Source organism: Agrobacterium sp. Ap1 (assembly GCF_017313375.1).
Taxonomy (GTDB): Bacteria; Pseudomonadota; Alphaproteobacteria; order Rhizobiales; family Rhizobiaceae; genus Neorhizobium; species Neorhizobium cellulosilyticum.
Map to the genome: position 1 here is coordinate 578,141 of NZ_JAFLMY010000001.1, position 23,620 is coordinate 601,760.

Genomic DNA, 23,620 nt, shown 5'->3' on the forward strand with positions numbered 1-23,620 from the left:
TGATGAGGCGACCGATGGCCCTGATGGATCAGGGCCGCAAGGGTCAGCCGTGTAGGATTTCGATGACGCAAACGACGGCGAGAATGCCCGCCATCATTGCGAGAATGGCATTGGAACCGCACCATCTCTGGCGTTCCTGTTGCCTGGATTTTTCATCCCCCTTGCCGCGCCTTTGCCCGGCAAGGATGGACTGTCTGTTGAGTTCATGACGAATACCCATCTTGGCTCTCCTCAGTACGTCTGTCCGGCGATCATCGCCAGATGCTCGACGATCGGGCCGAGTGCGAGTGCCGGGAAGAAAGTCAGGCCGCCGACGATCAGGATCGTGCCGACGAGAAGCCCGACGAACAGGCCGCCATCGGTGGGGAATGTGCCGGCCGAGGCCGGAACCGTCTTCTTGCCGATCAGCGAGCCGGCAATCGCAAGTGCCGGGATGATGACCAGGAAACGCCCCATCAGCATGGCGATGCCGAGCGTCACGTTGTACCAGGGTGTGTTGCCGGTCAGCCCGCCGAAGGCCGAGCCGTTATTGGCCGCAGCCGACGTATAGGCATAGAGGATTTCCGAGAACCCGTGCGGTCCACCGGTGCCGATCGAGGCGACGGCGGAGGGAAGCACGGCGGCGATCGCGGCAAAGACGAGCATGGCGAGCGGCGGGCAGAGAACGGCGAGCAGCGCCATCTTCATCTCCTTCGCCTCGATCTTCTTACCGAGATATTCCGGCGTGCGGCCGACCATCAGGCCGGCGACGAAGACGGCGACGATGATGAACATCATGATGCCGTAGAAACCGGCCCCCACACCGCCGACGATGACTTCGCCGAGCTGCATGTTGATGATCGGGATCAGCCCGCCAAGTGCGGTGAACGAACCATGCATGGCATTGACCGCACCGCAGGATGCGGCCGTGGTGATGACTGCGAACAGCGACGAGAGCACGACGCCGAAGCGGACTTCCTTGCCTTCCATGTTACCACCCGACAGGCCCATTGCATGCATGATCGGGTTGCCGGAAGCTTCCGCCCAGTAGACCGTAACGACGCCGGCGAGGAACAGCACACCCATTGCGCCGAGGATCGCCCAGCCCTGACGCTGGTTGCCGACCATGCGGCCGAAGACGTTGGTCAGCGCCGCACCGATCGCAAAGATCGCCACCATCTGGATCAGGTTGGAGATCGCATCTGGATTTTCAAACGGATGCGCGGAATTGGCGTTGAAGAAACCGCCACCATTGGTGCCGAGCATCTTGATCGCAAGCTGCGAGGCGACCGGGCCGAGCGCGATCGTCTGTTTCGCACCTTCCAGCGTCGTGGCTTCCACGTAAGCGCCAAAGGTCTGCGGCACGCCGAGAAAGACGAAGACCAGCGTCAGCAGGATGCAGAGCGGCAAAAGCAGGTAAAGCGTGGCGCGGGTCATATCGACCCAGAAATTGCCGACCGATTTGCCCGAGGCGCGGGAAAAACCGCGGATCAGAGCAATCGCGATCGCTATGCCGGTCGCGGCCGACAGGAAATTCTGGACAGTCAGCCCCGCCATCTGGGTCAGATACGACATGGTGGCTTCGCCGCCATAGTTCTGCCAGTTGGTGTTGGTGACGAAGCTGACGGCGGTGTCGAAGGAGAGTTCCGGCCCGACCGCGGCCATGCCGGCCGGGTTGAGCGGCAGCACATCCTGCAGGCGGAACAGGCCATAGAGAACCAGCACGCCGAGAAGATTGAACATCAGCATGGCGAAGGCATAAGCCGTCCAATGCTGCTCCTCACGCTCGCTGGTGCCAGCTAAGGCGTAAAGTCCCCGTTCAAGCGGAACGAGGACGGGGGAAAGAGGCGTACGCTCGCCGGAAAACACCCGGGTCATGTAGGCGCCGAGCGGTTTGACGAGGAGAAGGACGATCCCGCAGAAGACGAGGATCTGAAGCCATCCGTTGAGGGTCATGGAGATAAACTTTCAGTTCCCGAAAACGCCATCAGAAGCGTTCGGGGCGGATGAGAGCGTAGGTGAGGTAAAATGTGAGAAAGACGGTAACGGCACCGCCGAGCACATAGTCGAGTATCATCGCTCCCTCCTTCTAAAGCCTGTCGCAGGCGCGGGTGTAGGCGAAGCACAGGGCGAAGAAGATGATCGCCGTGCCGACGAGAATAAGGTCCATCATGATCCGGGTTCCTTTGAACTGATCGCGACCAGACAGGCCGAAGGGCGCCATCTGGACGGACGGCACCTCATGCGATGTCTGGATTAGAGAGGATCTTCCGATCCCCCGAGCCCGAATATGGCGCCGAAGCGCATAGGGGTTCGAGACGGGCGGGAAAGCGAAGATATAGGAATTTTATAGGAATTTTTTGGGGGGCCGACGCCGAGCTTGGTCTGGCCCTTCAGGCTAACGAGCGGTCCTGCTGAAATTGGGCATCGACCGAGAGGCGGGTTTAAGCCCTCCCCCTTGTGGGGAGGGTTGGGAGGGGTCTTTCTTTATACGATGGCACGGCTGGTAACGCGCTCATCCCGCAAGAAAGACTGTTCAGAACAGCGCCATCTCGAGCACAGAAGCGACTCCGACTAAAACCAGGACCACCACCATCATCCCAAGGATCGCATCCGAGCCGCGCAACGTCCCCGAGCCGGCCAATCGCGTCAGCTGGCTGCGGGGATAGACATGTCTCCGCAGATATCGGAGCGGGCGAAATATGGCGTGGCCCTCACGCCCGGCCCGCGACACGGCTTCCCGCAGAAAGGCAATGCGGATCGAACGCCTCGCCCAGTGTCAGCGTCACATGCTCCGGCAGGCACCAGACTGCCCCCGGGATGTGGTCGCTTTCGAACATGGCGAAATGCACCGCCGAGGCGCGATCGGTGAAAAGCCCGCCGACCTTGCCTAGCGCGTCATTGACGATCCAGCGGCCACTCTTGTCACGACCAACAGTGAAACGGATACCTGTCGCGGGAGGCTCCCGGTCGTTCATCGCAAACTTGCCCATATCATTCTCCTCAACCGACCATCACCGCGAGCGCCGCAATGGCGCAGAAACCGACGCCCAGGACGCCGATAAGGCGCAGGGCCATCGCAAGGCTCATGCCGGCAGCAGTGTCCCCGGTGACAGGACGGGCCTGTGCCAGGCGGCGGCGCTGTGCCTCGGCCTCGGTAAGGTGGAGAAGATTAATAACGCCCAGACGACCATACATGGGTCACTCCTTGTCGATCGAAGTTCCGCGCCAAAGGCTTACGGAACGGACATCGAATGCGATGCCTGATCGAAAGGTAGCGACTGCCTCATAGGCATTCGATTGGTGTGGAGACACCAAGAAATAGGGAAGTCATAAAGCCGCCGCGACCGGATGGAACCGGCGCGGCGGGCAAATCGGAAGGCTCAGGCGTAGCGCGAGACGGCGAGATCGGTCGCGTCGATTTCCGGCTTCTTCCCGCTGACGATGGAGCTGATGACCTTGGCCGAGCCGCAGCTCATCGTCCAGCCGAGCGTGCCATGGCCTGTATTGAGGAACAGGCCCTTCACCTTGGTCGCGCCGATCACCGGCGTGCCGTCCGGCGTCATCGGGCGCAGGCCGGACCAGAAATCCGCCTTGGAAACATCGCCACCCGGGAAGAGATCGGTGACGGAATGTTCGAGCGTCGCGCGCCGTTTCTGGCCGAGATCGTTGGTATAACCGGAAATCTCTGCCATGCCGCCGACGCGGATACGGTCGCCAAGTCGGGTGATGGCGATCTTGTAGGTCTCGTCCATCACGGTTGATTCCGGCGCACGCGAGGCATCGACAATCGGAATTGTCAGGGAATAGCCCTTGACCGGATAGACCGGCAGCTTGATGCCGAACTGCTTGACCAGCATCGGCGAATAGCTGCCGAGCGCCACGACGACGGCATCGCCACGCAAGGTCTCGCGATCGGTCACAACGCCCTTGATGGCCCCACCCTCAACATCGAGGGCCTTGATATTGGTGCCGTAGACGAATTTCACGCCCATTGCGGCGGCCTTCAGCGCCAGCGCATTGGTGAACTTGAAACAATCACCCGTCTCGTCCTTCGGCGTCAGAAGGCCGCCGACGATCTTCTGTCGCACATGTTTCAGCGCCGGCTCGACGCGGATGCAGCCTTCCGGATCGAGCACTTCGTAGGGAACACCGTCCGCTGCCAGCGCCTTGACGTCTTTCGCCGATGCGTCGAGCTGCTGCTGGGTGCGGAAGAGCTGGAGGGTGCCCTGCATGCGTTCGTCATAGGCAATGCCGGTTTCATCACGGACCTCGGCAAGCGAGATGCGCGCATAATCGGCGATCCGAAGCATGCGGCTCTTGTTGATCGCATAACGTTCCGAGGTGCAGTTGCGCAGCATCTGGGCCATCCACGACAGCATGGCGGCATCCATCTTCGGACGCAGGATCAGCGGTGCGTGATTCATGAAAAGCCACTTAATCGCCTTCAGCGGAATGCCGGGTGCCGCCCAGGGGGAGCAGTAACCGAAGGAAACCTCACCGGCATTGGCAAAGCTGGTTTCCAACGCCGGACCTTCTTGCCGGTCGATGACGGTTACCTCATGGCCGGCCTTGGCAAGTTGATAGGCGGATGTAACACCAACAACGCCGGCTCCGAGAACGATGACTTTCATGGAATTCCCCGTTTTTTATCTGATAAATGGCTAAAGATATTGGCGCTCGTAGCGCTGGCCGAGGCTGGTCAGCACCTCATAGGAAATCGTTCCGGCCGCCTGCGCAAGATCGTCCAGCGTCTGGTGCGGCCCGATCATCTCGACAAGGCTGCCGAGCGTTACGGCACCGACTGGCAGGGCGCTGATATCGACCGTCATGCTGTCCATCGAAACGCGGCCGACGATCGGCAGGCGGTGGTTGCCGAAATAGACGGCACCCCGATCACTGAGGCTGCGCGGCAAACCGTCGGCGTAACCGGCTGCAATCGTCGCAAGCCGCATTTCGCGTGGCGCCACGAACGTAGCCCCGTAACCAACCTTTGTCCCGGCCGGTACGGTTCGCGTCTGGATCACCGCGATCTTCAGGCCGACGACGAGTTCCATTGGGTTGGTCTGTGACGCCATCGGATTGCCGCCATAAAGCGCAATGCCGGGACGCGCCATGTAGCCGTGATAGCTTTGGCCGAGAAAGATGCCGTTGGAGTTGGCAAAGCAGACAGGCAGGTCGGGAAATTCCTCGGCGATCCGCTGCATCTCCGCCAGCTGCTGATCGTTCTGCTCACTCTCCACCTCATCGGCAGAAGCGAGATGGCTCATGATGAAGCGGATATCGACCAGCTCGTGATCGGCAAGTTCCGATTTCAGTTGTACCTGCTCGGCCGGCGAAAACCCCAGCCGCGACATGCCGGTGTCGAATTGCAGGGCGGCGGGCAAACGCTTGCCCAGCCCATGCGCGGCAGCCGACCAGCGTCGCAACTGTTCAAGTGAGTTCAGCACCGGAACAACACCCGCTGCAGCACAGGCCAGCTCATTGCCCGGCTGCAAGCCATTGAGGACGTAAAGAACGGCGTTATCGGAAAGCACAGGCCTCACGGCTGCGACTTCCATAAAATGGGCAACGAAAAAGTCGCGGCATCCAGCCTTGTAAAGCGCTTCCGCAACAGGACGGGCGCCGAGCCCGTAGGCGTCGGCTTTGACGACGGCAGCCGCTTTCGCCGGCGCAAGCGCCTCGGCAAGCTTCAGATAATTGCGGCAGATCGCGCCAAGATCGATCGTCAGATAGCCGCAGGCCGCGGCAGCAATTTCCTGCGCCGCCGGCATGGTCATTCGCTCGTTCATTCACGCCCCTCTTTTTTAAGATGAGCATAATGAAATGATCGTTGAATTTCCTGCCAATCGATGGCAGAAAATTTCCCAGATGCAGATCCCTTGAAATTATATACGACATTTTGGAATAATATTCATGGCGACCATGGACCAGATCGACCGTAACCTTTTGCGCCTGCTGCGGCTCAATGCCCGCATGAGCAATGCGGCCCTCGCCGCGGAAGTGGGCCTTTCGCCCTCCGCCTGTCTTCGCCGCATCAGGCTGCTTGAGGAGGCCGGCGTAATCCGCGGCTACACGGCACTCGTGGATAACGATCAGAACGGCATCGCCGTCATCATCAACATCACGCTGGAAAGGCAGACGGAAGAGTATCTCAACCGCTTCGAGGCTGCCGTTCGCAAATATCCCGAAATACGGGAATGTTTTCTGATGACCGGAGGCTCCGATTATCTGTTGCGCGTAGAAGTTGCCAATGCCGGAGAATTCGAGCGCATCCACAAGGAGATCCTGTCGGCACTTCCGGGCGTGCTGCGCATCCATTCAAGCTTTTCGATCCGCAACGTGCTGATGACGCGCAGCCGGAAAAGCCGGTAACCCCTACCCGAACGCGAAAACGCCGCCCGTGCAGGACACGGACGGCGTTTCGATTATCAACCTGATGGCGCTAGAAACGCCGGTTCGATCAGGGCTGCTTGCCGATATAGGCCAGGATACCACCGTCGACGTAAAGAACGTGACCGTTGACGAAGTCGGATGCCGAGGAAGCAAGGAACACGGCCGGTCCCTTCAGGTCCTGCGTCGTGCCCCAACGGTTTGCCGGCGTCTTGGCGAGGATGAAGGAGTTGAACGGATGACCCGGTTCGCGCAGCGGCGCGGTCTGCGGGGTTTCGATATAGCCCGGGCCGATACCGTTGCACTGAATGTTCTGCGAACCGTATTCAGAAGCGATGTTGCGCGTCAGCATCTTCAGGCCGCCCTTGGCAGCTGCGTAAGCCGAAACGGTCTCGCGGCCGAGTTCGCTCATCATCGAGCAGATGTTGATGATCTTGCCGCCACCGCGCTTGATCATACCCGGAATGACAGCCTTGGCGAGAATGAACGGAGCGGTCAGGTCGATGTCGATGACCTGACGGAAGTCCTTGACGTCCATTTCATGCATCGGAACGCGCTTGATGATGCCGGCATTGTTGACGAGAATATCGACTGAACCGAGGTCCTTTTCGATGTCGGCGATCATCTTCTGCACGCCCGGCTCATCGGTCACGTCGCAGATGTAGCCCTTGGCGTCGATGCCGGCAGCCTTGTAGGCTTCGAGGCCCTTGGCGAGGAAATCTTCGTTGATGTCGTTGAAGGCGATCGTGGCGCCGGCTTCAGCAAGCGCGCTGGCCAGTGCGAAACCGATACCGTAGGAAGCACCGGTAACCAGCGCGACCTTGCCCTTGAGCGAAAAGCTATCTGCGTAACTCAATATCTTAAATCCTTGCCTATATTGAAAGAAACCGGAGCGGCATATGATTGCCGCTCCGACGTAGACCGACTTAGCGCAGGTCGCTGATGGCGATGTGGTCCATGTCGTCGAAGGTCAGGTTTTCGCCGCACATTGCCCAGATGAACGTGTAGTTGGCAGTGCCACAACCGGCGTGGATCGACCACGAGGGCGAGATGACGGCCTGGTCGTTCTGCACGAGGATATGGCGGGTCTGGTCGCCTTCACCCATCATGTGGAAGACGGCCTGATTTTCAGCAATGTTGAAGTAGTAGTAGATTTCCGAACGGCGCTCGTGGGTATGAGCTGGCATCGTGTTCCAAACATTGCCCGGATCGAGTTCGGTCAGGCCCATCGAAAGCTGGCAGGTTTCCAGAACGTCCGGATGGATGAACTGGTTGATGACGCGCTTGTTGGCCGTCGAATTGTCGCCAACCGGCTTCTTCTGGGCGTCGGCAATCGACAGGAAAGTCGTTTTGCAGACCTTATGGGCCGGAGCGGAGATCATGTAGAACTTGGCCGGGTTGGCCTTGTCCTTGCTCTTGAAGACAACCGACTTGTGGCCCTTGGTGACGTAGAGGCAATCCTTGAAGGCGAGATTGTAGACTTCGCCATCGACCTCGACAGAACCTTCGCCGCCAAGGTTGAAGATGCCGAGTTCGCGGCGTTCCAGCACGTAATTCGTGCCGAAATTCTTCATGCAATCGATGCCCTTGTCGAGCGGAACGGCTTCATTGACCGGCTTGCAGCCGAACACGACCATGCGATCGACGTGGCTGTAAGTGGCGACGATCTCGTCATCGGCGAAAACCTTTTCGATCAGGAATTCAGCGCGCGTTTCCTCGGTCGTATAGCGCTTGAAGTCCTTCTGGTTGGCCGAATAGCGGATGTCCATGATATTACTCCTCTAAGTATGATGGGATATGTACGGTGCAGGTCTATCAGGCCAGAAGCTTGATGACGACCTTGCGCACCTTACCGGGCGCCTCGGCGGCACAGCCGGGACGATGAATGTCGGTGGGATAGAACACGGCATATGCGCCGGCTCCGAGAAGAAGATCGGTTTCGTCGGTGACCTTGGAGTAGAACTTGACGTCCTTGCTCTCGAAGAGGTCTTCTTCGACCGTGTAATCGGCAGCAAGTGGTGCATAACCGATGATTTCGCGACCACTGAATACGAACTGGATGTCGATGTAGCGGGCGTGGGATTCTGGACGCTTCTCGGCCTTGGGGGCGGTGTCGTAGTCCTGGATCAGGGCGAAGATGGTATCGCCTTCGATATCGACACGTCCGGCAGGCAATGCAGCGATATCCGTTTCGGCCAGGAATTTGAGGCCTTTCTGGATGTTTGCCGGAAGAGTTGCGGCGTCGCGGTCGAGCGTGGCGAGATTGCTGAGATACATGACGTTATTCCTTAAATGAACTGGAAGGGGCCAGTGGCAAAGCACTGGCCCCGCTCAGAGCTTAATGGGCAACCTTTAGCTCGTCACCAGCCTCCGGCGCATCAGCCGCGACCGTTTCGACAACACCGCCGCGCTTCTTCATGTACTTGGCGTACATTCCGGTCAGGATCGGAACCAGGATAGCGGTAGTCAGGCATGCTGCGGCAACCAGCGAAGTGGCGGCGGCGGCGGCAGGCTTAAACTGCGGAGCCATTTCGGCGATGATCATCGGGTTGGCGACAGCAGCGCCGGCGGCCGACGAAGCTGCGAGACCGGCAGTACCATTACCGCCACCGATGAACTTGTCGGCAAGCATCAGCGGGATACCAGTGACGACGATGACGATGACGCCGAGCAGGATACCGCCAAGACCGGTCTGAGCGATGACGTGCAGGTCGATGCCGTTACCCAGAGCAAAACCGAAGAACGGGATCAGGGTGGTGACGCCGCCCTTGAAGAAGGCGCGCAGATCCTTATCGAGGTTGCCGAGGATGAAGCCGATCAGGAAGGGCAGGACTGCGCCGACGAACAGATGCGGTTCGAAGGTTGCAACGCCTGCTGCACCGAGGATCAGCATCGAGACCAGCGGGCCCGATTCGATCGACATCAGGACGAAGGCGCCCGATTCTTCCTTGGTGCCGTATTGCTGCATGATCGCGGCGTAGAGACCACCGTTGGTCATGTCCATTGCGGCGCAGATGGCCAGAGCCGAGAAGCCCATGAACAGGCCCGACTGCACGCCTTCGAGCGGCAGGAACTGAGCGGCGATGTAGGTGGCGCCCCACGCAACGAGCGTCTTGACGACGACGAGGTTACCCGACTTGCGCAGAACCGTACCGGTTGCGCGAAGGTCGATAGAGGTACCCATGCAGAAGAACCAGACGGCCAGGATCGGCACGGTGCCGGCGATCAAACCATTGGTAAACGAACCGAAATAGCTACCGGCCCAGGGGAAGAAGGTCTTGCAAAGTGCGCCCAGAATGAGCGGCACGAGCATTAGTCCGCCGGGGACTTTATCAATTGCCTTTTTAATATTCATTTTTGTATTCCTCCTTAATAATGAGTTCGCTATTCCGCCGCGGTGATTAAATTGCCGCGGCTGGCGATCTCAGTTTTGAAGACGTCGGGTGTGGCGTCTTTCGGTATGATTGCACCATGGTGCTGTACGACCGCGCCTGCGACGACGTGGGCACGACGTGCTGCCTCCGCGGGTTCAATACCAAGGTTGCGGCCTAGAATATAGGTTGCTGAAAAACTGTCGCCGGCAGCAGTTGTGTCGACAACTTTCTCGACTTTGGTGGCTGGTACGGTTTCGACCTTACCGCCATGGATGAGCGTTGCAACGCCCGGCCCGTCCTTGATCACTACTTCCAGCTGCGGCATTTTTGCAAAATATTCAATGCCTGCTTCCATGGTCTGGGCAAGCCCAAACACTTCGAGCTCCTCGATGGTGACGAGAACGCGGGTCGAAAATGCGATGACGCGTTCATAGGCCGCACGTGCATTTTCGATACCGCCCCAAAGCAGCGGACGATAGTTGCCATCGAAATCGACGGCGACACCGGCACGTGCAAGTTCTTCCAGCTTTACGAGCAGACGCTCGCGGCTTTCCGGTTTCAACACGGCCAGACTGATGCCGGAGATGTAGACGCTCGTAAATCCTTCGAGTGCGGCAAGAAGCTCATCAGAACCTTCACCCTGGAAAGTTTCACGGGCGGCAGCCTCGCCGCGCCAGTAGAAGAAGCGACGCTCACCGGTTGGGTCCGTCTTGATAAAATAAAGACCGGGCCGCTGGCCTTTTCTGCGCAACACAAGATGATCGTCGACACCCTGGGAATTCCAGAACGCCGCCATGTCTTCGCTGAAAGGATCATCACCGATGGCGGTTATGTATGAGACGAATGATCCCAAACCAGCACCCAACCGTGCCATGTAGGCAGCGGTGTTGAAAGTATCACCTCCGAAAGCTTGCGTAATCGAGCCGTCCGGCTTGCGTTGCAATTCGACCATGCATTCGCCGATCGAAGCTACGCGTATTTCCAGTGGCATTTTGCCTCCCTTCCGCCCCCAAGGCGTGACGCTGTCCTGTAAAACTGGGGCGTGGATTAAGATTTCGTCCAGCGCTGGGCCGGACCATATTCACACTCATCAATTCCTACGTTGATCGGGATCAAACTTTGATGTCCACTACATTGGTAAGTTGCAGATGGAAGCCGCGGTCCTCTCAGGCTCTGTCTTAATGGGACCACGGTTGGGAGGGCGCTTCACCAAATGCCGAAAGGCAAAGAAAGAGGAAGAAGACTAATGGGCATCCTTTCCCAAACAATCGTCCCCGCCGACGCTTGGGCCGGTTTTAAGGGCGACAAGTGGCGCGACGCCGTTGACGTCCGCGACTTCATCCAGAACAACTACAAGCCCTACGAGGCAGACGGCGCATTTCTTGCCGGCCCGACGCCACGCACCTTGAAGGTCTGGGAAACACTCGGAGTGCTCCTCGCTGAGGAACGCAAGAAGGGTGTTCTGGACGTATCTGCCGACCGTGCCTCGACGATCACCGCACATGATGCAGGTTATATCGCCAAGGACATCGAGCTGATCGTCGGCCTGCAGACCGACGCGCCGCTGAAGCGCGCCATCATGCCGAACGGCGGCCTGCGCATGGTCGAAAACGGCCTCGAGGCCTTCGGTTTCAAGCTCGATCCGTCGGTCCACGAAGTCTGGACGAAATATCGCAAGAGCCATAACCAGGGTATCTTCGACGTCTATAGCCCGGAAATCCTCGCCGCCCGCAAGTCCGGCGTCATCACCGGCCTGCCGGACGCCTACGGCCGCGGCCGCATCATCGGCGACTATCGCCGCGTAGCCCTTTACGGCACTGACGCACTGCGCGCCTTCCGCCTGAAGGACTTCCGCGCAATCGAGAACGAAGTCTTCAACGACGACGTCATGCGTCTGCGTGAAGAAATGTCGGAACAGTACCGCGCTCTCGACGAACTGAAGGAAATGGCCGCCAAGTATGGCTACGACATTTCCAAGCCGGCCACCAATGCCCGCGAAGCCATCCAGTGGACCTACTTCGCATACCTCGCAGCCGTGAAGGAACAGAACGGTGCGGCAATGTCGCTCGGCCGTGTCTCGACCTTCCTCGACATCTACATCCAGCGCGATATCGACGCAGGCGTCCTGACCGAAGAACAGGCTCAGGAACTGATCGACGACATGATCATCAAGCTCCGGATCGTCCGCTTCCTGCGTACGCCAGAGTATGACCAGCTGTTCTCGGGCGATCCGACCTGGGTTACGGAATCGATCGGTGGCGTTGGCGAAGATGGCCGTCCGCTGGTCACCAAGTCGAGCTTCCGCTTCCTGCACACGCTCTACAACCTCGGCCCGGCTCCTGAACCGAACCTGACCGTACTGTGGAGCACCAAGCTGCCGGAAGGCTTCAAGAACTTCTGCGCCAAGGTGTCTGCCGATACCAGTGCCATCCAGTACGAAAACGACGACCTGATGCGTCCGAAATGGGGCGACGACTACGGCATTGCATGCTGCGTCTCGGCCATGCGCATCGGCAAGCAGATGCAGTTCTTCGGTGCCCGCTCCAACCTCGCAAAGGCCCTGCTCTATGCGATCAACGGCGGCGTCGACGAAAAGAGCGGTGCAGTCGTTGCCAAGGGCTTCGAGCCGATCACGGCTGACGTGCTCGACTATGACGAAGTCATGGCAAAGTTCGACAAGATGATGGACTGGCTGGCCAAGACCTACGTCAAGGCACTCAACACCGTTCACTACATGCACGACAAATACGCTTACGAGCGTATCGAAATGGCGCTGCACGACCGCGACATTCTGCGCACCATGGCTTGCGGCATCGCCGGCCTTTCGGTCGCAGCGGACTCGCTGTCGGCAATCAAGCATGCCAAGGTCAAGGTCATCCGCAACGAGGCAGGTCTGGCCGTCGATTACAAGATCGAAGGCACCTACCCTGCTTACGGCAACAACGACGACAGCGTTGACTCCATCGCAGTCTGGTTGACCGAAACCTTCATGAAGAAGATTGCGGCACAGCCCTACTTCTATCGTAACTCGATGCCGACCCAGTCGGTGCTGACGATCACCTCCAACGTGGTCTACGGCAAGAAGACCGGCAACACGCCGGACGGACGTCGCGCAGGCGAGCCCTTCGCACCGGGTGCAAACCCGATGAACGGTCGTGATACCAAGGGCTTCGTCGCTGCCGGCGCATCGGTTGCCAAGATCCCCTACGACGCCGCCCTCGACGGTATTTCCTGGACGGCTTCGGCAACGCCTGACTCGCTCGGTCGCACCAGCGAGGAACGTGCAAAGAACCTGGCAAATTGCCTGGATGCCTACACGGCAGCAGGTGGCTTCCATGTCAACGTCAACGTCTTCAATCGTGACACGCTTGTCCATGCAATGGAACATCCGGAACTGTATCCGCAGTTGACGGTTCGCGTGTCGGGATATGCGGTCAATTTCGTCAAGCTGACCCGTGAACAGCAGCTCGACGTCATCTCGCGCACGTTCCATTCAAAGATGTAACGTTTAGGCGTTAGGCTGGGCGCATATGGAACCCATATGCGCCCACGCTGTTAACCCGAAATCTATCTACAGATACGAGTTGCCCCATGGACATTCAACGAGCGATCACCCGCCCGCCGAAGGCGCATGCCCCCGCAGGCACCCACTCTTCGACGGACTTTGGCTACCTGCATTCCGTGGAAAGTGGTGCGGCCGTTGATGGGCCGGGAATGCGTTTCGTCTTCTTCATGGCCGGCTGCCTGTTCCGGTGTGTTTATTGCCACAATCCCGATACCTGGAAGCTGCATAACGGTCGCAAGATCACTCTCGATGACGCCCTAGCCGAAGTAAAGCCTTACGCGGGCTTCCTGCGGATGGCAGGTGGCGTGACCATATCTGGCGGCGAACCGCTGATGCAGGCGCCGTTCGTCGGCGAGATGTTCAAGCACTTCAAGAGCGAACTCGGCCTTCATACAGCACTCGATACACAAGGCTATCTTCATGCCTCGGTAGACGACGAGTGGTTTGATAATGTCGACCTCGTCCTTCTCGATATCAAGCACAGTGACCCCGAGGTCTATCAGCGCCTCACTGCACAACCACTGCAGCCGACGCTCGACTTCGCCCACCGCCTGCAGCGGCTGCAGAAGAAGATGTGGCTGCGATATGTGCTGGTTCCCGGCTGGACCGACGGACATGACGACATAGCAAGGCTCGCCGATTTCGTTGCGGACCTCGGCTCGATTGTAGAGCGCGTCGAAGTTCTACCCTTCCACCAGATGGGTACGCAGAAATGGGCGCAGCTGGGAATGGATTATCCGCTCGCAGGAGCTCCGACGCCAACGCCGGAATCCACAGCTGAAGCAAGATCAATATTCGCGGAACGCGGGCTGACGGTCTTTTAGGACACGCAAGCATCGGGAAAGCGTTCCCAATTACATAAATGACAAGGAATACCAATATGATCGATATTCGCTCGCTCGTTCTCGTTGTGAACTGCGGCAGTTCTTCCGTTAAATTCGGCGTCTTCTCGGGTACCAACCGCGAGCCGCTTCTTTCGGCTCTGGCAGAAAACCTCGGACAGCCGGAAAGCCGGCTTGTTGTCAAGGAAAAGGGTGAGAAGACCGAAATGTCGCTCGACAGCGGCAGCCACGACGTCGCCTTGCAGAAACTCCTCGGCATTCTTGAGCAGAAGGGCTGGCTGAGCTCGATTGTGGCAGTCGGTCACCGCACGGTCCACGGCGGTGAGCGCTTCTCCGCATCCACGCTCATTACCGACGAAATCCTGCGCGAGATGGATGCGCTATCCAATCTCGCTCCATTGCACAACCCGGCAAACATCCTCGGCATCAGGACCGCCATGGCAGCGCTGCCCAACGTCCCGCATGCAGCAGTCTTCGACACCGCCTTCCACACCACCATGCCACAGGCTGCCTTCACCTATGCCGTCCCGCAGGATTGCTACCGTAACCTCGGCGTTCGCCGTTACGGCTTCCACGGCACCAGCCACCGTTTTGTTGCAGCGGAAGCAATCGAGCTTCTCGGCCTCGACCCCAACGATCACGGCCTGGTTATCGCCCATCTCGGCAATGGCGCTTCGGCAACCGCTGTTCTGAACGGCAAGAGCGTCGACACGTCGATGGGTTTCACTCCGCTTGAAGGCCTTGTCATGGGCACCCGCTCCGGCGACATCGATCCGGGCGCACTCTTCCACATCGCCCGCGAGGACGGCCTGACGATCGACGAACTCGACACGCTGCTCAACCGCAAGAGCGGTCTGCTCGGCCTCTCCGGCCTGTCCAACGATTGCCGCACGCTGGAGAATGCAGAGAAGGAAGGCCATGAGGGCGCCAAGCTGGCTCTCGACGTCTTCGTCCATCGCCTGGCCCGTTACATCGGTGGCCTCGCAACCTCGCTCAACCGTCTGGATGCCGTCATTTTCACCGGTGGCATCGGCGAAAACTCGGCAACCATGCGCCAGCGGACGATCGAACGCCTGTCAGTTTTCGGTCTCAAGCTTGATGCGGACGCCAATGGCCAGATGTTCGGCGGACGTTGCGGCGTCATCACCGCGAAGGACAGCAAGGCAACCGCTGCCGTCATCGCCACCAATGAGGAATGGATGATTTCCCACGATACGCTGGAGGCCGTCGCAGCGTCCACCGCTGCGTAACAGTTTTTGCAGATCGCATTATTTCAACCAATTCATAATCACCGCGAACATACAGAAGGATAATTCTCAATGTGCGCACGTATAATTTTCCTTGCTGCGGCAGCACAGGACGTCGGCCTGACCTCGCTCTCGCTTGGCTTGGTGCGGGCACTGCAGCGAGACGGCATGAAGGTCGCCTTCGTCAAGCCGATCGCTCAGCCACGGTCTGAAAGCCGCGTCCAGAAGAAGGGCATCGATACGTCGAGCCACTTCGCCCGCACCCTGTGCATGACCAACTCTCCGGAACCGATCCCGTTCGAGAAGGCGGAAGAACAGATCCGCAAGGGTGACCTCGCAGCTCTGCTTGAAGACGTAGCAACGATGACGGAAGCCCTGCGCGCCGATCATGACGTGGTTGTCGTCGAAGGCCTGATTCCGCTCGCCAGCGCACAGATCGCGCTTCGCCTCAACGTCGAAATCGTCCGCAGCCTTGGCGCTGACGTCATTCCGGTCCTGAGCGGCGTCGATTACGAGCCGAAGTTCATCGCCGAAACGGTCGCCTTGATTCATCGCCAGTATGCGCGTGAGGGAAATTCGCCGCTTCTTGGCCTGATGATCAACAAGATGAAGGTAGCTGCGGATCGCGAAAAACTGAAGGACGCTCTCGCTCCCTTCGGTCTCGCCTCGTCGACCATCCTCGGCGCGATCCCCTACGAGCCGAATCTGAACACGCCACGCCTGTCCGACCTCGTCTCGTCGCTTGATCTGAGCGTCGTGCAGGGTTCCAAGCTCGATGCCGTCCGGGTGCGCGAGATCGTCGTCGGCGCCCGTTCTGTCGAGAAGATGATCGACCGGTTGCGCCCCGAAACCCTGGTCGTCATGCCCGGTGACCGCAGCGATATCGCGCTTGCCTCGGCACTGGCTCACAGCCGTGGCGTACCGCTTGCCGGCCTGTTGCTCACCTGCGGCGCACCGCTTGCAACCCCGGTCGCAGACCTGATGGCCTCGGTCGGCTCAAACATCCTGCCGATCCTGTCCACCCCCGACGACACCTATGCAACGGCCTCGCGTCTGGCGCATCTGAGCTACCATGTCAGCCAGGATGACAGCCAGCACATGGAAAAGGTCATCGATTTCGTCGCCGAGCATATCGACACGACATCGCTGCGTGACCGGATCGGTACCTCGACCGAAGCACGTCTGTCGCCGCCGCGCTTCCGCAACCACCTGATCGAGGGTGCACGCCGCGCCAACAAGCGCATCGTTCTGCCCGAGGGTGAAGAACCCCGCACGCTGCAGGCTGCCGTCATCTGCCACCAGAAGGGCATTGCCCGCTGCGTCCTGCTCGGCCGCCCCGATGCCATCCAGATGATCGCCAGGGCCAAGGACATCGAACTGCCCGCCGATCTCGAAATTCTCGACCCGGCCGCCGTGCGCGCCAACTATGTCGACGCCATGGTCGAGTTGCGCAAGTCGAAGGGCATGACGCCTCCCCAGGCAATGGCCCAGCTGGAAGATACCGTCGTTCTCGGCACGATGATGCTTGCCGTCGGTGAAGTCGATGGTCTGGTCTCCGGTGCGGTTCATACCACCGCCAGCACGGTGCGCCCTGCCCTGCAGCTGATCAAGACGGAGCCGGGCCAGAGCATCGTCTCCTCGGTCTTCTTCATGCTGATGCCCGATCAGGTCCTGGTCTATGGCGACTGCGCCATCAACCCGAACCCGACGGCCGACCAGCTGGCCGAAATCGCCGTCCAGTCTTCCGACACGGCAAAAGCCTTCGGCATCGATCCGCGGGTGGCGATGATCTCCTATTCGACCGGCACGTCGGGCACCGGCGGCGATGTCGACAAGGTGCGCGAGGCAACCGAGCTTGCCAAGCAGCGCAAGCCGGACCTCCTGATCGACGGCCCGATCCAGTACGATGCGGCAAGCGTCGAAAGCGTCGGCCGTTCCAAGGCTCCCGACAGCCCGGTCGCCGGCCGCGCCAATGTCTTCGTCTTTCCGGATCTCAACACCGGCAACACCACCTACAAGGCCGTGCAGCGCTCGGCGGATGTCGTTTCCGTCGGCCCGATGCTGCAGGGCCTGCGCAAGCCCGTCAACGACCTGTCGCGCGGCGCCCTCGTCGACGACATCGTCTTCACCATCGCGCTCACCGCTATCCAGGCCGACCAGCAATCGGCGGGTGAAGCTGGTTCCGAGCCGGTACGAAAGGATGCGGTGAACGCATGAACATCGCACAACAGGACCCAGAGAGTCGGGACAAGATGACTTCGGCCTTCTTCAGAGGGCCGGAGGCTGGAGGCTCGCTGACACCCGACGCAATTGCCGTCGCGGCAGAAGAAATGGGCGTCAAGAAAGCCAGCTATGATACGCTGACCCTCCTGGGTCTGGCGGTTCTCGCCGGCGCCTTCATCGGGCTCGGGGCCATGTTTGCCACGACGACGGTCGCCGGGGCGGACGGAATGCTGTCCTACGGTCTCACCCGGCTTCTGGCCGGGCTGAGCTTCTCGCTCGGGCTGATCCTCGTCCTGATCGGTGGCGCGCAGCTGTTCACCGGCGACATGCTGATGGTCATGGCCTGGGCAAGCCGCCGCATCGCCACCACGCGCATGGTCCACATCTGGGTCTTCGTCTGGTTCGGCAATCTGATAGGCGCCCTCGTCATCGCCGGCCTCGTCTTCTTGTCTGGCCAGTACACGTTCGGCGGCAACGCAATCGGTGTCGCTGCACTGCATTACGCAGAAGCCAAGTCTGCCCTTCCGGTCGTCGAAGCCTTCTCGCTCGGTATTCTCTGCAACATACTGGTCTGCTTGGCCGTATGGCTTTCACTGGCCGGACGCACGGTTGCCGACAGGATCCTTGCGATCGTCTTCCCGGTTACGGCCTTCGTTGCAGCAGGGTTCGAACACTGCGTCGCCAACATGTATTATCTCGGCCTCGGCCTGATGATCCGTTACGGTGCACCGGAAAGCTTCTGGACCGCCATCGGCCATGCGCCCGCCGAAATCCCGCTGAGTGGTGTCCTTACCAATCTGGCCGTCGTAACGGCTGGTAACTGGGTCGGCGGCGCTCTGCTCGTTGGTGGCGTCTACTGGTTCATCTACCGTCGTCCGGGCAAGCCTCACCACTGATTACCAATACCCGTGGCGCTGTTACACCCGCTCCAGCGCCACGGCGATTCCCTGCCCGACCCCGACACACATGGTCGCAAGCGCATAGCGCCCCTGACGTCTGGCAAGCTCAAGCGCCGCAGTTCCTGAAATCCTTGCTCCCGACATGCCGAGCGGATGGCCGAGCGCAATAGCACCGCCATTCGGATTGATATGCCCGGCATCTTCCGCAAGCCCAAGCTCGCGCAGCACCGCAATGCCCTGTGAGGCAAAAGCCTCGTTCAACTCGATCACGTCGAAATCCCGGGGTGAAAGCTTCAGCATCGCGCAGAGCCTCCGCGTTGCCGGCACAGGCCCGATACCCATGACACGCGGCGCGACGCCCGAGGCGGCTCCGCCCATGATGCGGGCAATCGGGGTCAGACCGTATTTCTTCGCTGCAGCTTCCGAGGCAATAATCATTGCCGCCGCACCGTCGTTGACCCCCGAAGCGTTGCCGGCCGTCACCGTGCCGCCGTCCTGCTTGAACGGAGTTCCCAATTTTGCCAGTGCCTCTATCGTCGTTGCCCGGGGATGCTCATCCTTCGAAACCACGATCGCATCGCCCTTGCGCTGCGGGATGACGACCGGCGTGATCTCGGCCGCAAGACGGCCATTTTCCTGCGCGATCGCCGCTTTCGCTTGGCTGCGGAGCGCAAAGGCGTCCTGATCCGCGCGGGAAACATTATACTCTTCCGCCACGTTCTCGGCCGTCTCCGGCATGGAGTCTATGCCGTATTGCTTCTTCATCAGCGGGTTGACGAACCGCCAGCCGATCGTGGTGTCGTGGATCTCGGCACTGCGGGAAAAGGCGCTCTCGGCCTTGGGCAGAACGAACGGCGCGCGGCTCATGCTCTCGACGCCGCCTGCTATCATCAATTCCGCCTCTCCCGCCTTGATCGCACGGGCAGCGGCGATGACCGCATCCATGCCCGAACCGCAAAGCCGGTTCATCGTCGTGCCTGGGACGACAGCCGGCAGGCCTGCGAGCAGCGAAGCCATGCGGGCGACATTGCGATTGTCCTCACCTGCCTGATTGGCGCAGCCATAGATCACGTCATCGACGGCATTCCAGTCCACTGCAGCATTGCGCTCAATCAACGCCTTGATCGGGATGGCCCCCAGATCGTCGGTACGCACCGAAGCAAGTGTCCCGCCGAAACGCCCGATCGGAGTGCGGGTATAATCGCAGATGAAGGCGTCAGGCATCAACCGGCTCCCATGATTGAGGAGCCGCAGCCAACACTACCGGCAAATAAATTACAAGCTTCAAATAAATTGAAGCCGTCCCTGCCGCCGATCCGGCAGGGAAATACCCGTCAGGCTGGCGAACGCGTTCTATCCTGTGAACCAGCGAAAACGATCAGGAAGAAGACAAACAGCGGGGAGAAGTAAATGCGCCCGTCATGCAGCGGAAAGATCGTGAACTTCGCCGCGATGGCAAGCAGCATGGCCAGCAGCAGAACCTGCCGGCGCCGATCCGTCAGGACTTCCCGGAAATAGAGATATCCACCGCAGCCGAGAGCCAGAACATAGGCGGCAAGCCACGTATTCAGGAATAGAGACCGATAGATGTTCAGGGCAATCGCCTTGAAATAGACCGCAAGCGAGAACGCCGGCTCGAAACCTGTCATGTCCTCCTGGATCTGATAGGTCGAGAACCAGAAATGCGGCCACCAGCCGGTCGGATGCAGGCTCCGGCTGATGACGATGTAGATAGCAAGGCAGAAGGCGAAGGTTACGGCAAAGACGAGAGCATTGCGGTCGCGCAGGAACCACGCACAGGCCATCACCACGCCGGCAACCGCCACCTGATCCGGGCGCACCAGAACGGCGGCGACCAGAAGCACCGATCCGAGCAGGTTCCTTTTGCGGTCATACCCCAGGAGCGCTGCGACGAGCAGCGAATTGCCGAGAAAATCCGGCTGCTGGGTAACTGCAAACCCCTGAAACTGCAGGAGGAAAAGAAGACCTATGACGAGCGGCGCATAACCCGAGAGCTGCGTCGATCTCAGCCACAGGCCGATCGACACGACGAGGATGACCAGCGCTCCGCCATTGATGACATCGAAGGCGGCAAGCGGGCCGAAAATCGGGACCAGCCCCTTCAGAAGCAGCACGTAAAGCCACTTCACCTCATACATGCCAACCATCGACAGAAACGCATTCGGGTCGACAAACTGGCGGATACGGTAAGGGTCGACCTGCGTCAGAACGGCGAAGTCCGCGGCTGGCACCGCATCGCGAACTGTCGAATAGGCATAGGCATGGATCTGGGCGGCATCCCCACCCATCCGGTCGAGAGCCGTGGTCGCGAGATAAGCGAGTGTATCCCAATTGTAGATCGGCCGGAAATGCCAGAGCCCCACCATCACTGCCGCAAAACCGGCAAGCACGAAAATGGAGATGAGGCCCGCATAACGCCAGTAGATCGCGTTGATTGCGGAAAACAGGGTACGGATCCCCCCGCGCGCGGTATCGCGCAGATCGGCTTTCGAGCCGACCTGCCCACCCATGAGCTTTTCCTCGTTCCTGACCTCGGCCACGTCACTTCACCTGCGCCGCGACGAAATCCTTGACGATCCGGACGATGCCGCGGGACATGACCTCGTCGAGCGCCGTGATGAAATCGTCCACGTGGCTCTTCTCGCAGATCAGCGGCGGCTCAAGGCGAATGACGTTGCGGTTGTATTCGGTAAAGGCCACCAGCACACCGTGATCGCGCAAGAGATGGCTGCCGATGAAGCCCGGCAGCGACCCCTTCAGCTTGTCGTCCAGCATGGCGACGACCGGGCGCAGCACCAGCGGCATGGTCTTCGACAGGTCGTGGAACTCGATGCCGATCATCATGCCTTGCCCGCGCACGTCTTTCAGAAGCGACGGATAACGGACCTGCAGTTCCTTCAGGCGCTGCAGGAGATAATCGCCAGTCTCGGCAGAATTGTCGATCAGGTGCTCGTCGTAAAGCACGTTCATCGCCTCGATGGCCGTCACGCAGGCTTCCCCGATGCCGCCGAATGTCGCCATCGCATGGATCATCGCCGTCTTCGGCGTGCCATAGGCCTTCATGTAGACGTCGCGCTTGGCGATCATCGCACCGACGGCCGACTTGCCACCGCCGAGCGATTTCGCCAGCGCCGTCACATCCGGTACAACGCCGTGATGTTCGAACGCATAGAACTTTCCGGTACGACCGAAACCGCACTGCACTTCGTCGGCGACCCACAGCACGCCATACCTGTCGCAGAGTTCGCGCAGTCGCTGCCAGAAAGCAGTGTCTGCCTGGATGATGCCGCCTCCGCCCTGCACCGTTTCCAAGACGATGACACCGATTTCCGGATCCGTGCGGAAGGCAATCTCGATCGCGTCGATATCGCCGAACGGAACTTTCACAGTGTTGTCGACCAGCTTGAACTCGCCGCGATAAAGCGCTCCGTCGGTGATCGACAGCACGCCTTTGGTCTTTCCGTGGAAGGAATTTTCCGCATAGACTATCTTCGGACGCTTCGGGCCGGCGGCGCGCTCTGCCACCTTGATCGCCGCCTCCATCGCTTCGGAACCGGAGGAGCCGAGGAACACCATGTCCAGCTCGCCCGGCGAGCAGGCGGCAAGATTATGCGCCAGCGCGGTTGCATATTGCGACATGAAGGCAATGGCGATTTCCTGGCGGTTCTCGTCCTGGAATTTCCGCCGCGCATCGAGGATGCGGGGATGGTTGTGACCCAGCGCCAGTGAGCCGAAACCACCGAAGAAATCGAGAATCTTGCGACCGTTCTGGTCGTAATAATACATGCCCTCGGCGCGCTCGATCTTCACCTTGTGAAAGCCGAGAAGCTTCATGAAATGAAGCTGGCCGGGGTTGAGATGGCGGGTGAAGAGATCGGTCATCTTCGCCACGTCGAGCGCCTTGGCCTCCTCGACCGACAGAAGCGCAGGCTTGGCGACCGGTTCGCGAGCAGGATTGGCGGAAATGTCGATCATCACTTCGTCATCGTGGTTGTTGAGGCTGATTGCATTGGCCATCGTAATTTCCTCTCAAGCTGCCTTGGCGTGGGCGACATTGTCCTGCGAACCGCCGGCAAGTCCCCGGCGATATTCGGAATAGGCGGCGATCAGCATGTCCTCGTCGCGATATTGCGGCACCCAGCCGAGCTCGCGCTCGCCCTTGGATACGTCGAGAACGCACATCTCGTCGGCGATCAGATACTGTTCAGGATCCATGATCGGCATGTTGATCAGGTCGAACAGATCAAGTGTCCGCTTCACCGCCCAGGCGGGCGTGGGCAAAAGGATCGACTTCGAACCGGCATGCTTGACGAGATCGCCCAGCAGTTTCCTGACCGGCGGCGGATTGAGCGAGCCGAGATTGTAGACCTCGTTCGGCACACCGGCATTAAATGCAGCATGAGCGGCCGACGCGCAGTCGAACACCGAAATGAACTGGTACGGGTTCTTGCCCGAGCCGATCATCGGCACCGGCAGATTGTTGTCGATCAGCTTGAACAGCTTGGACAGGATACCGAGGCGACCGGGACCGATGATCAGGCGCGGGCGAAACAGCGAGATGTTCATGCCGCGCTTGCGCCATTCGACCGCCAGTTCTTCGGTCTTCAGCTTGGAAAGCCCGTATTCACCGAGCGGCGCGACCGGGTGCTCTTCCGTCTGCGGCCAGACAAAGGTGTGGCCGTAGACCATGTCGGTGGTGAAATGGACGAGCGACCTGGCGCCGGCCTGATCCATCGCCTTGATGATGTTCTCGGTGCCATAATAGTTGACCGGGAAGAAGAAATCATGCCGCTTGGCGCGCACCTGCAGGGGCGACAGCATTTTTGCTGAAAGATTGTAGACCATGTCGTCGGCCTTGATGCCGACCCGGGCGATCGAGGCCGGATCGGTCACGTCGACGTTTTCGAAGCGGATCTCTCCATAATGCGGCAGATCGCTCTTGGCGATGTCGGCGACGATGACCTCGTGGCCTTCAGCCTGCAGCCTCGGCGCGAGATGACGCCCTACGAAACCGTCACCGCCGAAAATGATATGTCTCATGGTTTAAATCCCCGTCGTTCTGTCGGTTCTAAATTGG

Annotated in this window: 23 protein-coding genes; 6 read left to right on the plus strand and 17 right to left on the minus strand. The window is 59.6% G+C overall.

All coding sequences use genetic code 11. The annotated features are described in order from the left end of the window. Nucleotides 1-43: 43 nt before the first annotated feature. The 8 genes from JZX87_RS02740 to alr all read right to left on the minus strand — a co-directional run bounded on the left by JZX87_RS02740 (nt 44) and on the right by alr (nt 5,771). Nucleotides 44-220, minus strand: a complete 177-nt coding sequence (locus JZX87_RS02740) for a hypothetical protein (RefSeq protein WP_206823666.1) — start codon at nt 218-220, stop codon at nt 44-46. Nucleotides 221-231: 11 nt separating this feature from the next. Beyond that, nucleotides 232-1,935, minus strand: a complete 1,704-nt coding sequence (gene kdpA / locus JZX87_RS02745) for a potassium-transporting ATPase subunit KdpA (protein ID WP_206823668.1) — start codon at nt 1,933-1,935, stop codon at nt 232-234. 31 nt (nt 1,936-1,966) lie between these two features. Continuing rightward, nucleotides 1,967-2,056, minus strand: coding sequence for a K(+)-transporting ATPase subunit F (kdpF, locus tag JZX87_RS02750; protein WP_148143004.1), 90 nt, complete (start codon nt 2,054-2,056; stop codon nt 1,967-1,969). A gap of 12 nt (nt 2,057-2,068) precedes the next feature. Then, the gene (locus JZX87_RS31195; RefSeq protein ID WP_286194053.1) at nt 2,069-2,203 is read right to left on the minus strand and encodes a hypothetical protein; all 135 of its coding nucleotides are present in this window, start codon (nt 2,201-2,203) and stop codon (nt 2,069-2,071) included. A 490-nt stretch (nt 2,204-2,693) separates the two neighbouring features. Next, the gene (locus JZX87_RS02755) at nt 2,694-2,972 is read right to left on the minus strand and encodes a hypothetical protein (protein WP_206823670.1); all 279 of its coding nucleotides are present in this window, start codon (nt 2,970-2,972) and stop codon (nt 2,694-2,696) included. 10 nt (nt 2,973-2,982) lie between these two features. Continuing rightward, the gene (locus JZX87_RS02760) at nt 2,983-3,177 is read right to left on the minus strand and encodes a hypothetical protein (RefSeq protein WP_206823672.1); all 195 of its coding nucleotides are present in this window, start codon (nt 3,175-3,177) and stop codon (nt 2,983-2,985) included. A gap of 185 nt (nt 3,178-3,362) precedes the next feature. Then, nucleotides 3,363-4,613 (minus strand): D-amino acid dehydrogenase, encoded by a 1,251-nt coding sequence (locus JZX87_RS02765; protein ID WP_206823674.1) that lies wholly within the window; start codon nt 4,611-4,613, stop codon nt 3,363-3,365. A 30-nt stretch (nt 4,614-4,643) separates the two neighbouring features. Next, nucleotides 4,644-5,771: an alanine racemase gene (gene alr / locus JZX87_RS02770; RefSeq protein ID WP_206823676.1), complete on the minus strand. Its 1,128-nt coding sequence runs from the start codon at nt 5,769-5,771 to the stop codon at nt 4,644-4,646. Nucleotides 5,772-5,895: 124 nt separating this feature from the next. Between alr and JZX87_RS02775 the strand changes: the two genes are divergently transcribed. After that, entirely contained in the window at nt 5,896-6,354 is a 459-nt protein-coding gene (locus JZX87_RS02775; RefSeq protein WP_148143000.1) for an Lrp/AsnC family transcriptional regulator, read from the plus strand. 88 nt (nt 6,355-6,442) lie between these two features. On the opposite strand, the gene JZX87_RS02780 is transcribed toward JZX87_RS02775, so the two are convergent. From JZX87_RS02780 to JZX87_RS02800, 5 genes are all read right to left on the minus strand, one after another. After that, entirely contained in the window at nt 6,443-7,228 is a 786-nt protein-coding gene (locus JZX87_RS02780; protein ID WP_206823677.1) for a gluconate 5-dehydrogenase, read from the minus strand. A 70-nt stretch (nt 7,229-7,298) separates the two neighbouring features. Further along, a complete protein-coding gene (gene kduI / locus JZX87_RS02785; protein WP_148142998.1) occupies nt 7,299-8,141 on the minus strand; it encodes a 5-dehydro-4-deoxy-D-glucuronate isomerase in 843 nt (280 codons plus the stop codon). A gap of 46 nt (nt 8,142-8,187) precedes the next feature. Then, nucleotides 8,188-8,649: a NanQ anomerase/TabA/YiaL family protein gene (locus tag JZX87_RS02790; RefSeq protein ID WP_183820849.1), complete on the minus strand. Its 462-nt coding sequence runs from the start codon at nt 8,647-8,649 to the stop codon at nt 8,188-8,190. A 61-nt stretch (nt 8,650-8,710) separates the two neighbouring features. Further along, nucleotides 8,711-9,727, minus strand: coding sequence for a 2-keto-3-deoxygluconate transporter (kdgT, locus tag JZX87_RS02795; protein ID WP_148142996.1), 1,017 nt, complete (start codon nt 9,725-9,727; stop codon nt 8,711-8,713). A 29-nt stretch (nt 9,728-9,756) separates the two neighbouring features. Then, the gene (locus tag JZX87_RS02800) at nt 9,757-10,737 is read right to left on the minus strand and encodes a sugar kinase (protein WP_148142995.1); all 981 of its coding nucleotides are present in this window, start codon (nt 10,735-10,737) and stop codon (nt 9,757-9,759) included. 255 nt (nt 10,738-10,992) lie between these two features. On the opposite strand from JZX87_RS02800, the gene pflB reads away from it, so the two are divergent. The 5 genes from pflB (at nt 10,993) to JZX87_RS02825 (ending at nt 18,519) form a co-directional block, all read left to right on the plus strand. Next, nucleotides 10,993-13,251 (plus strand): formate C-acetyltransferase, encoded by a 2,259-nt coding sequence (pflB, locus tag JZX87_RS02805; protein ID WP_148142994.1) that lies wholly within the window; start codon nt 10,993-10,995, stop codon nt 13,249-13,251. Nucleotides 13,252-13,337: 86 nt separating this feature from the next. Continuing rightward, on the plus strand, nt 13,338-14,135 hold the full coding sequence (gene pflA, locus JZX87_RS02810; RefSeq protein ID WP_206823679.1) for a pyruvate formate-lyase-activating protein: 798 nt from the start codon (nt 13,338-13,340) through the stop codon (nt 14,133-14,135). Between the two features lie 56 nt (nt 14,136-14,191). Next, the gene (locus JZX87_RS02815; RefSeq protein ID WP_148142992.1) at nt 14,192-15,403 is read left to right on the plus strand and encodes an acetate/propionate family kinase; all 1,212 of its coding nucleotides are present in this window, start codon (nt 14,192-14,194) and stop codon (nt 15,401-15,403) included. A 69-nt stretch (nt 15,404-15,472) separates the two neighbouring features. Beyond that, complete coding sequence (gene pta, locus JZX87_RS02820; RefSeq protein ID WP_206823681.1) at nt 15,473-17,617, plus strand: phosphate acetyltransferase; 2,145 nt, start codon at nt 15,473-15,475, stop codon at nt 17,615-17,617. Next, the gene (locus tag JZX87_RS02825; protein ID WP_244654327.1) at nt 17,614-18,519 is read left to right on the plus strand and encodes a formate/nitrite transporter family protein; all 906 of its coding nucleotides are present in this window, start codon (nt 17,614-17,616) and stop codon (nt 18,517-18,519) included. The genes pta and JZX87_RS02825 overlap by 4 nt, the downstream gene beginning before the upstream one ends. 21 nt (nt 18,520-18,540) lie before the next feature. Here JZX87_RS02825 and pcaF read toward each other — a convergent pair whose 3' ends face one another. The 4 genes from pcaF to JZX87_RS02845 form a co-directional block, all read right to left on the minus strand. Next, the gene (gene pcaF / locus JZX87_RS02830; RefSeq protein ID WP_206823683.1) at nt 18,541-19,746 is read right to left on the minus strand and encodes a 3-oxoadipyl-CoA thiolase; all 1,206 of its coding nucleotides are present in this window, start codon (nt 19,744-19,746) and stop codon (nt 18,541-18,543) included. 110 nt (nt 19,747-19,856) lie between these two features. Beyond that, complete coding sequence (locus tag JZX87_RS02835; protein WP_206823684.1) at nt 19,857-21,083, minus strand: hypothetical protein; 1,227 nt, start codon at nt 21,081-21,083, stop codon at nt 19,857-19,859. Between the two features lies 1 nt (nt 21,084). Further along, nucleotides 21,085-22,518, minus strand: coding sequence for an aspartate aminotransferase family protein (locus tag JZX87_RS02840; protein ID WP_206823909.1), 1,434 nt, complete (start codon nt 22,516-22,518; stop codon nt 21,085-21,087). 54 nt (nt 22,519-22,572) lie between these two features. Next, entirely contained in the window at nt 22,573-23,583 is a 1,011-nt protein-coding gene (locus JZX87_RS02845) for an NAD-dependent epimerase/dehydratase family protein (RefSeq protein WP_206823685.1), read from the minus strand. Nucleotides 23,584-23,620 lie beyond the last annotated feature (37 nt).

Excerpts from the sequence above, each read along its gene's own strand:
- JZX87_RS02740 (WP_206823666.1), bottom strand. The coding sequence starts at position 220 with ATGGGTATTCGTCATGAACTCAACAGACAGTCCATCCTTGCCGGGCAA.
- kdpA (WP_206823668.1), bottom strand. The coding sequence starts at position 1,935 with ATGACCCTCAACGGATGGCTTCAGATCCTCGTCTTCTGCGGGATCGTC.
- kdpF (WP_148143004.1), bottom strand. The coding sequence starts at position 2,056 with ATGATACTCGACTATGTGCTCGGCGGTGCCGTTACCGTCTTTCTCACA.
- JZX87_RS31195 (WP_286194053.1), bottom strand. The coding sequence starts at position 2,203 with ATGGCGCCCTTCGGCCTGTCTGGTCGCGATCAGTTCAAAGGAACCCGG.
- JZX87_RS02755 (WP_206823670.1), bottom strand. The coding sequence starts at position 2,972 with ATGGGCAAGTTTGCGATGAACGACCGGGAGCCTCCCGCGACAGGTATC.
- JZX87_RS02760 (WP_206823672.1), bottom strand. The coding sequence starts at position 3,177 with ATGTATGGTCGTCTGGGCGTTATTAATCTTCTCCACCTTACCGAGGCC.
- JZX87_RS02765 (WP_206823674.1), bottom strand. The coding sequence starts at position 4,613 with ATGAAAGTCATCGTTCTCGGAGCCGGCGTTGTTGGTGTTACATCCGCC.
- alr (WP_206823676.1), bottom strand. The coding sequence starts at position 5,771 with ATGAACGAGCGAATGACCATGCCGGCGGCGCAGGAAATTGCTGCCGCG.
- JZX87_RS02775 (WP_148143000.1), top strand. The coding sequence starts at position 5,896 with ATGGCGACCATGGACCAGATCGACCGTAACCTTTTGCGCCTGCTGCGG.
- kduI (WP_148142998.1), bottom strand. The coding sequence starts at position 8,141 with ATGGACATCCGCTATTCGGCCAACCAGAAGGACTTCAAGCGCTATACG.
- JZX87_RS02790 (WP_183820849.1), bottom strand. The coding sequence starts at position 8,649 with ATGTATCTCAGCAATCTCGCCACGCTCGACCGCGACGCCGCAACTCTT.
- kdgT (WP_148142996.1), bottom strand. The coding sequence starts at position 9,727 with ATGAATATTAAAAAGGCAATTGATAAAGTCCCCGGCGGACTAATGCTC.
- JZX87_RS02800 (WP_148142995.1), bottom strand. The coding sequence starts at position 10,737 with ATGCCACTGGAAATACGCGTAGCTTCGATCGGCGAATGCATGGTCGAA.
- pflB (WP_148142994.1), top strand. The coding sequence starts at position 10,993 with ATGGGCATCCTTTCCCAAACAATCGTCCCCGCCGACGCTTGGGCCGGT.
- pflA (WP_206823679.1), top strand. The coding sequence starts at position 13,338 with ATGGACATTCAACGAGCGATCACCCGCCCGCCGAAGGCGCATGCCCCC.
- JZX87_RS02815 (WP_148142992.1), top strand. The coding sequence starts at position 14,192 with ATGATCGATATTCGCTCGCTCGTTCTCGTTGTGAACTGCGGCAGTTCT.
- pta (WP_206823681.1), top strand. The coding sequence starts at position 15,473 with ATGTGCGCACGTATAATTTTCCTTGCTGCGGCAGCACAGGACGTCGGC.
- JZX87_RS02825 (WP_244654327.1), top strand. The coding sequence starts at position 17,614 with ATGAACATCGCACAACAGGACCCAGAGAGTCGGGACAAGATGACTTCG.
- pcaF (WP_206823683.1), bottom strand. The coding sequence starts at position 19,746 with ATGCCTGACGCCTTCATCTGCGATTATACCCGCACTCCGATCGGGCGT.
- JZX87_RS02840 (WP_206823909.1), bottom strand. The coding sequence starts at position 22,518 with ATGATCGACATTTCCGCCAATCCTGCTCGCGAACCGGTCGCCAAGCCT.
- JZX87_RS02845 (WP_206823685.1), bottom strand. The coding sequence starts at position 23,583 with ATGAGACATATCATTTTCGGCGGTGACGGTTTCGTAGGGCGTCATCTC.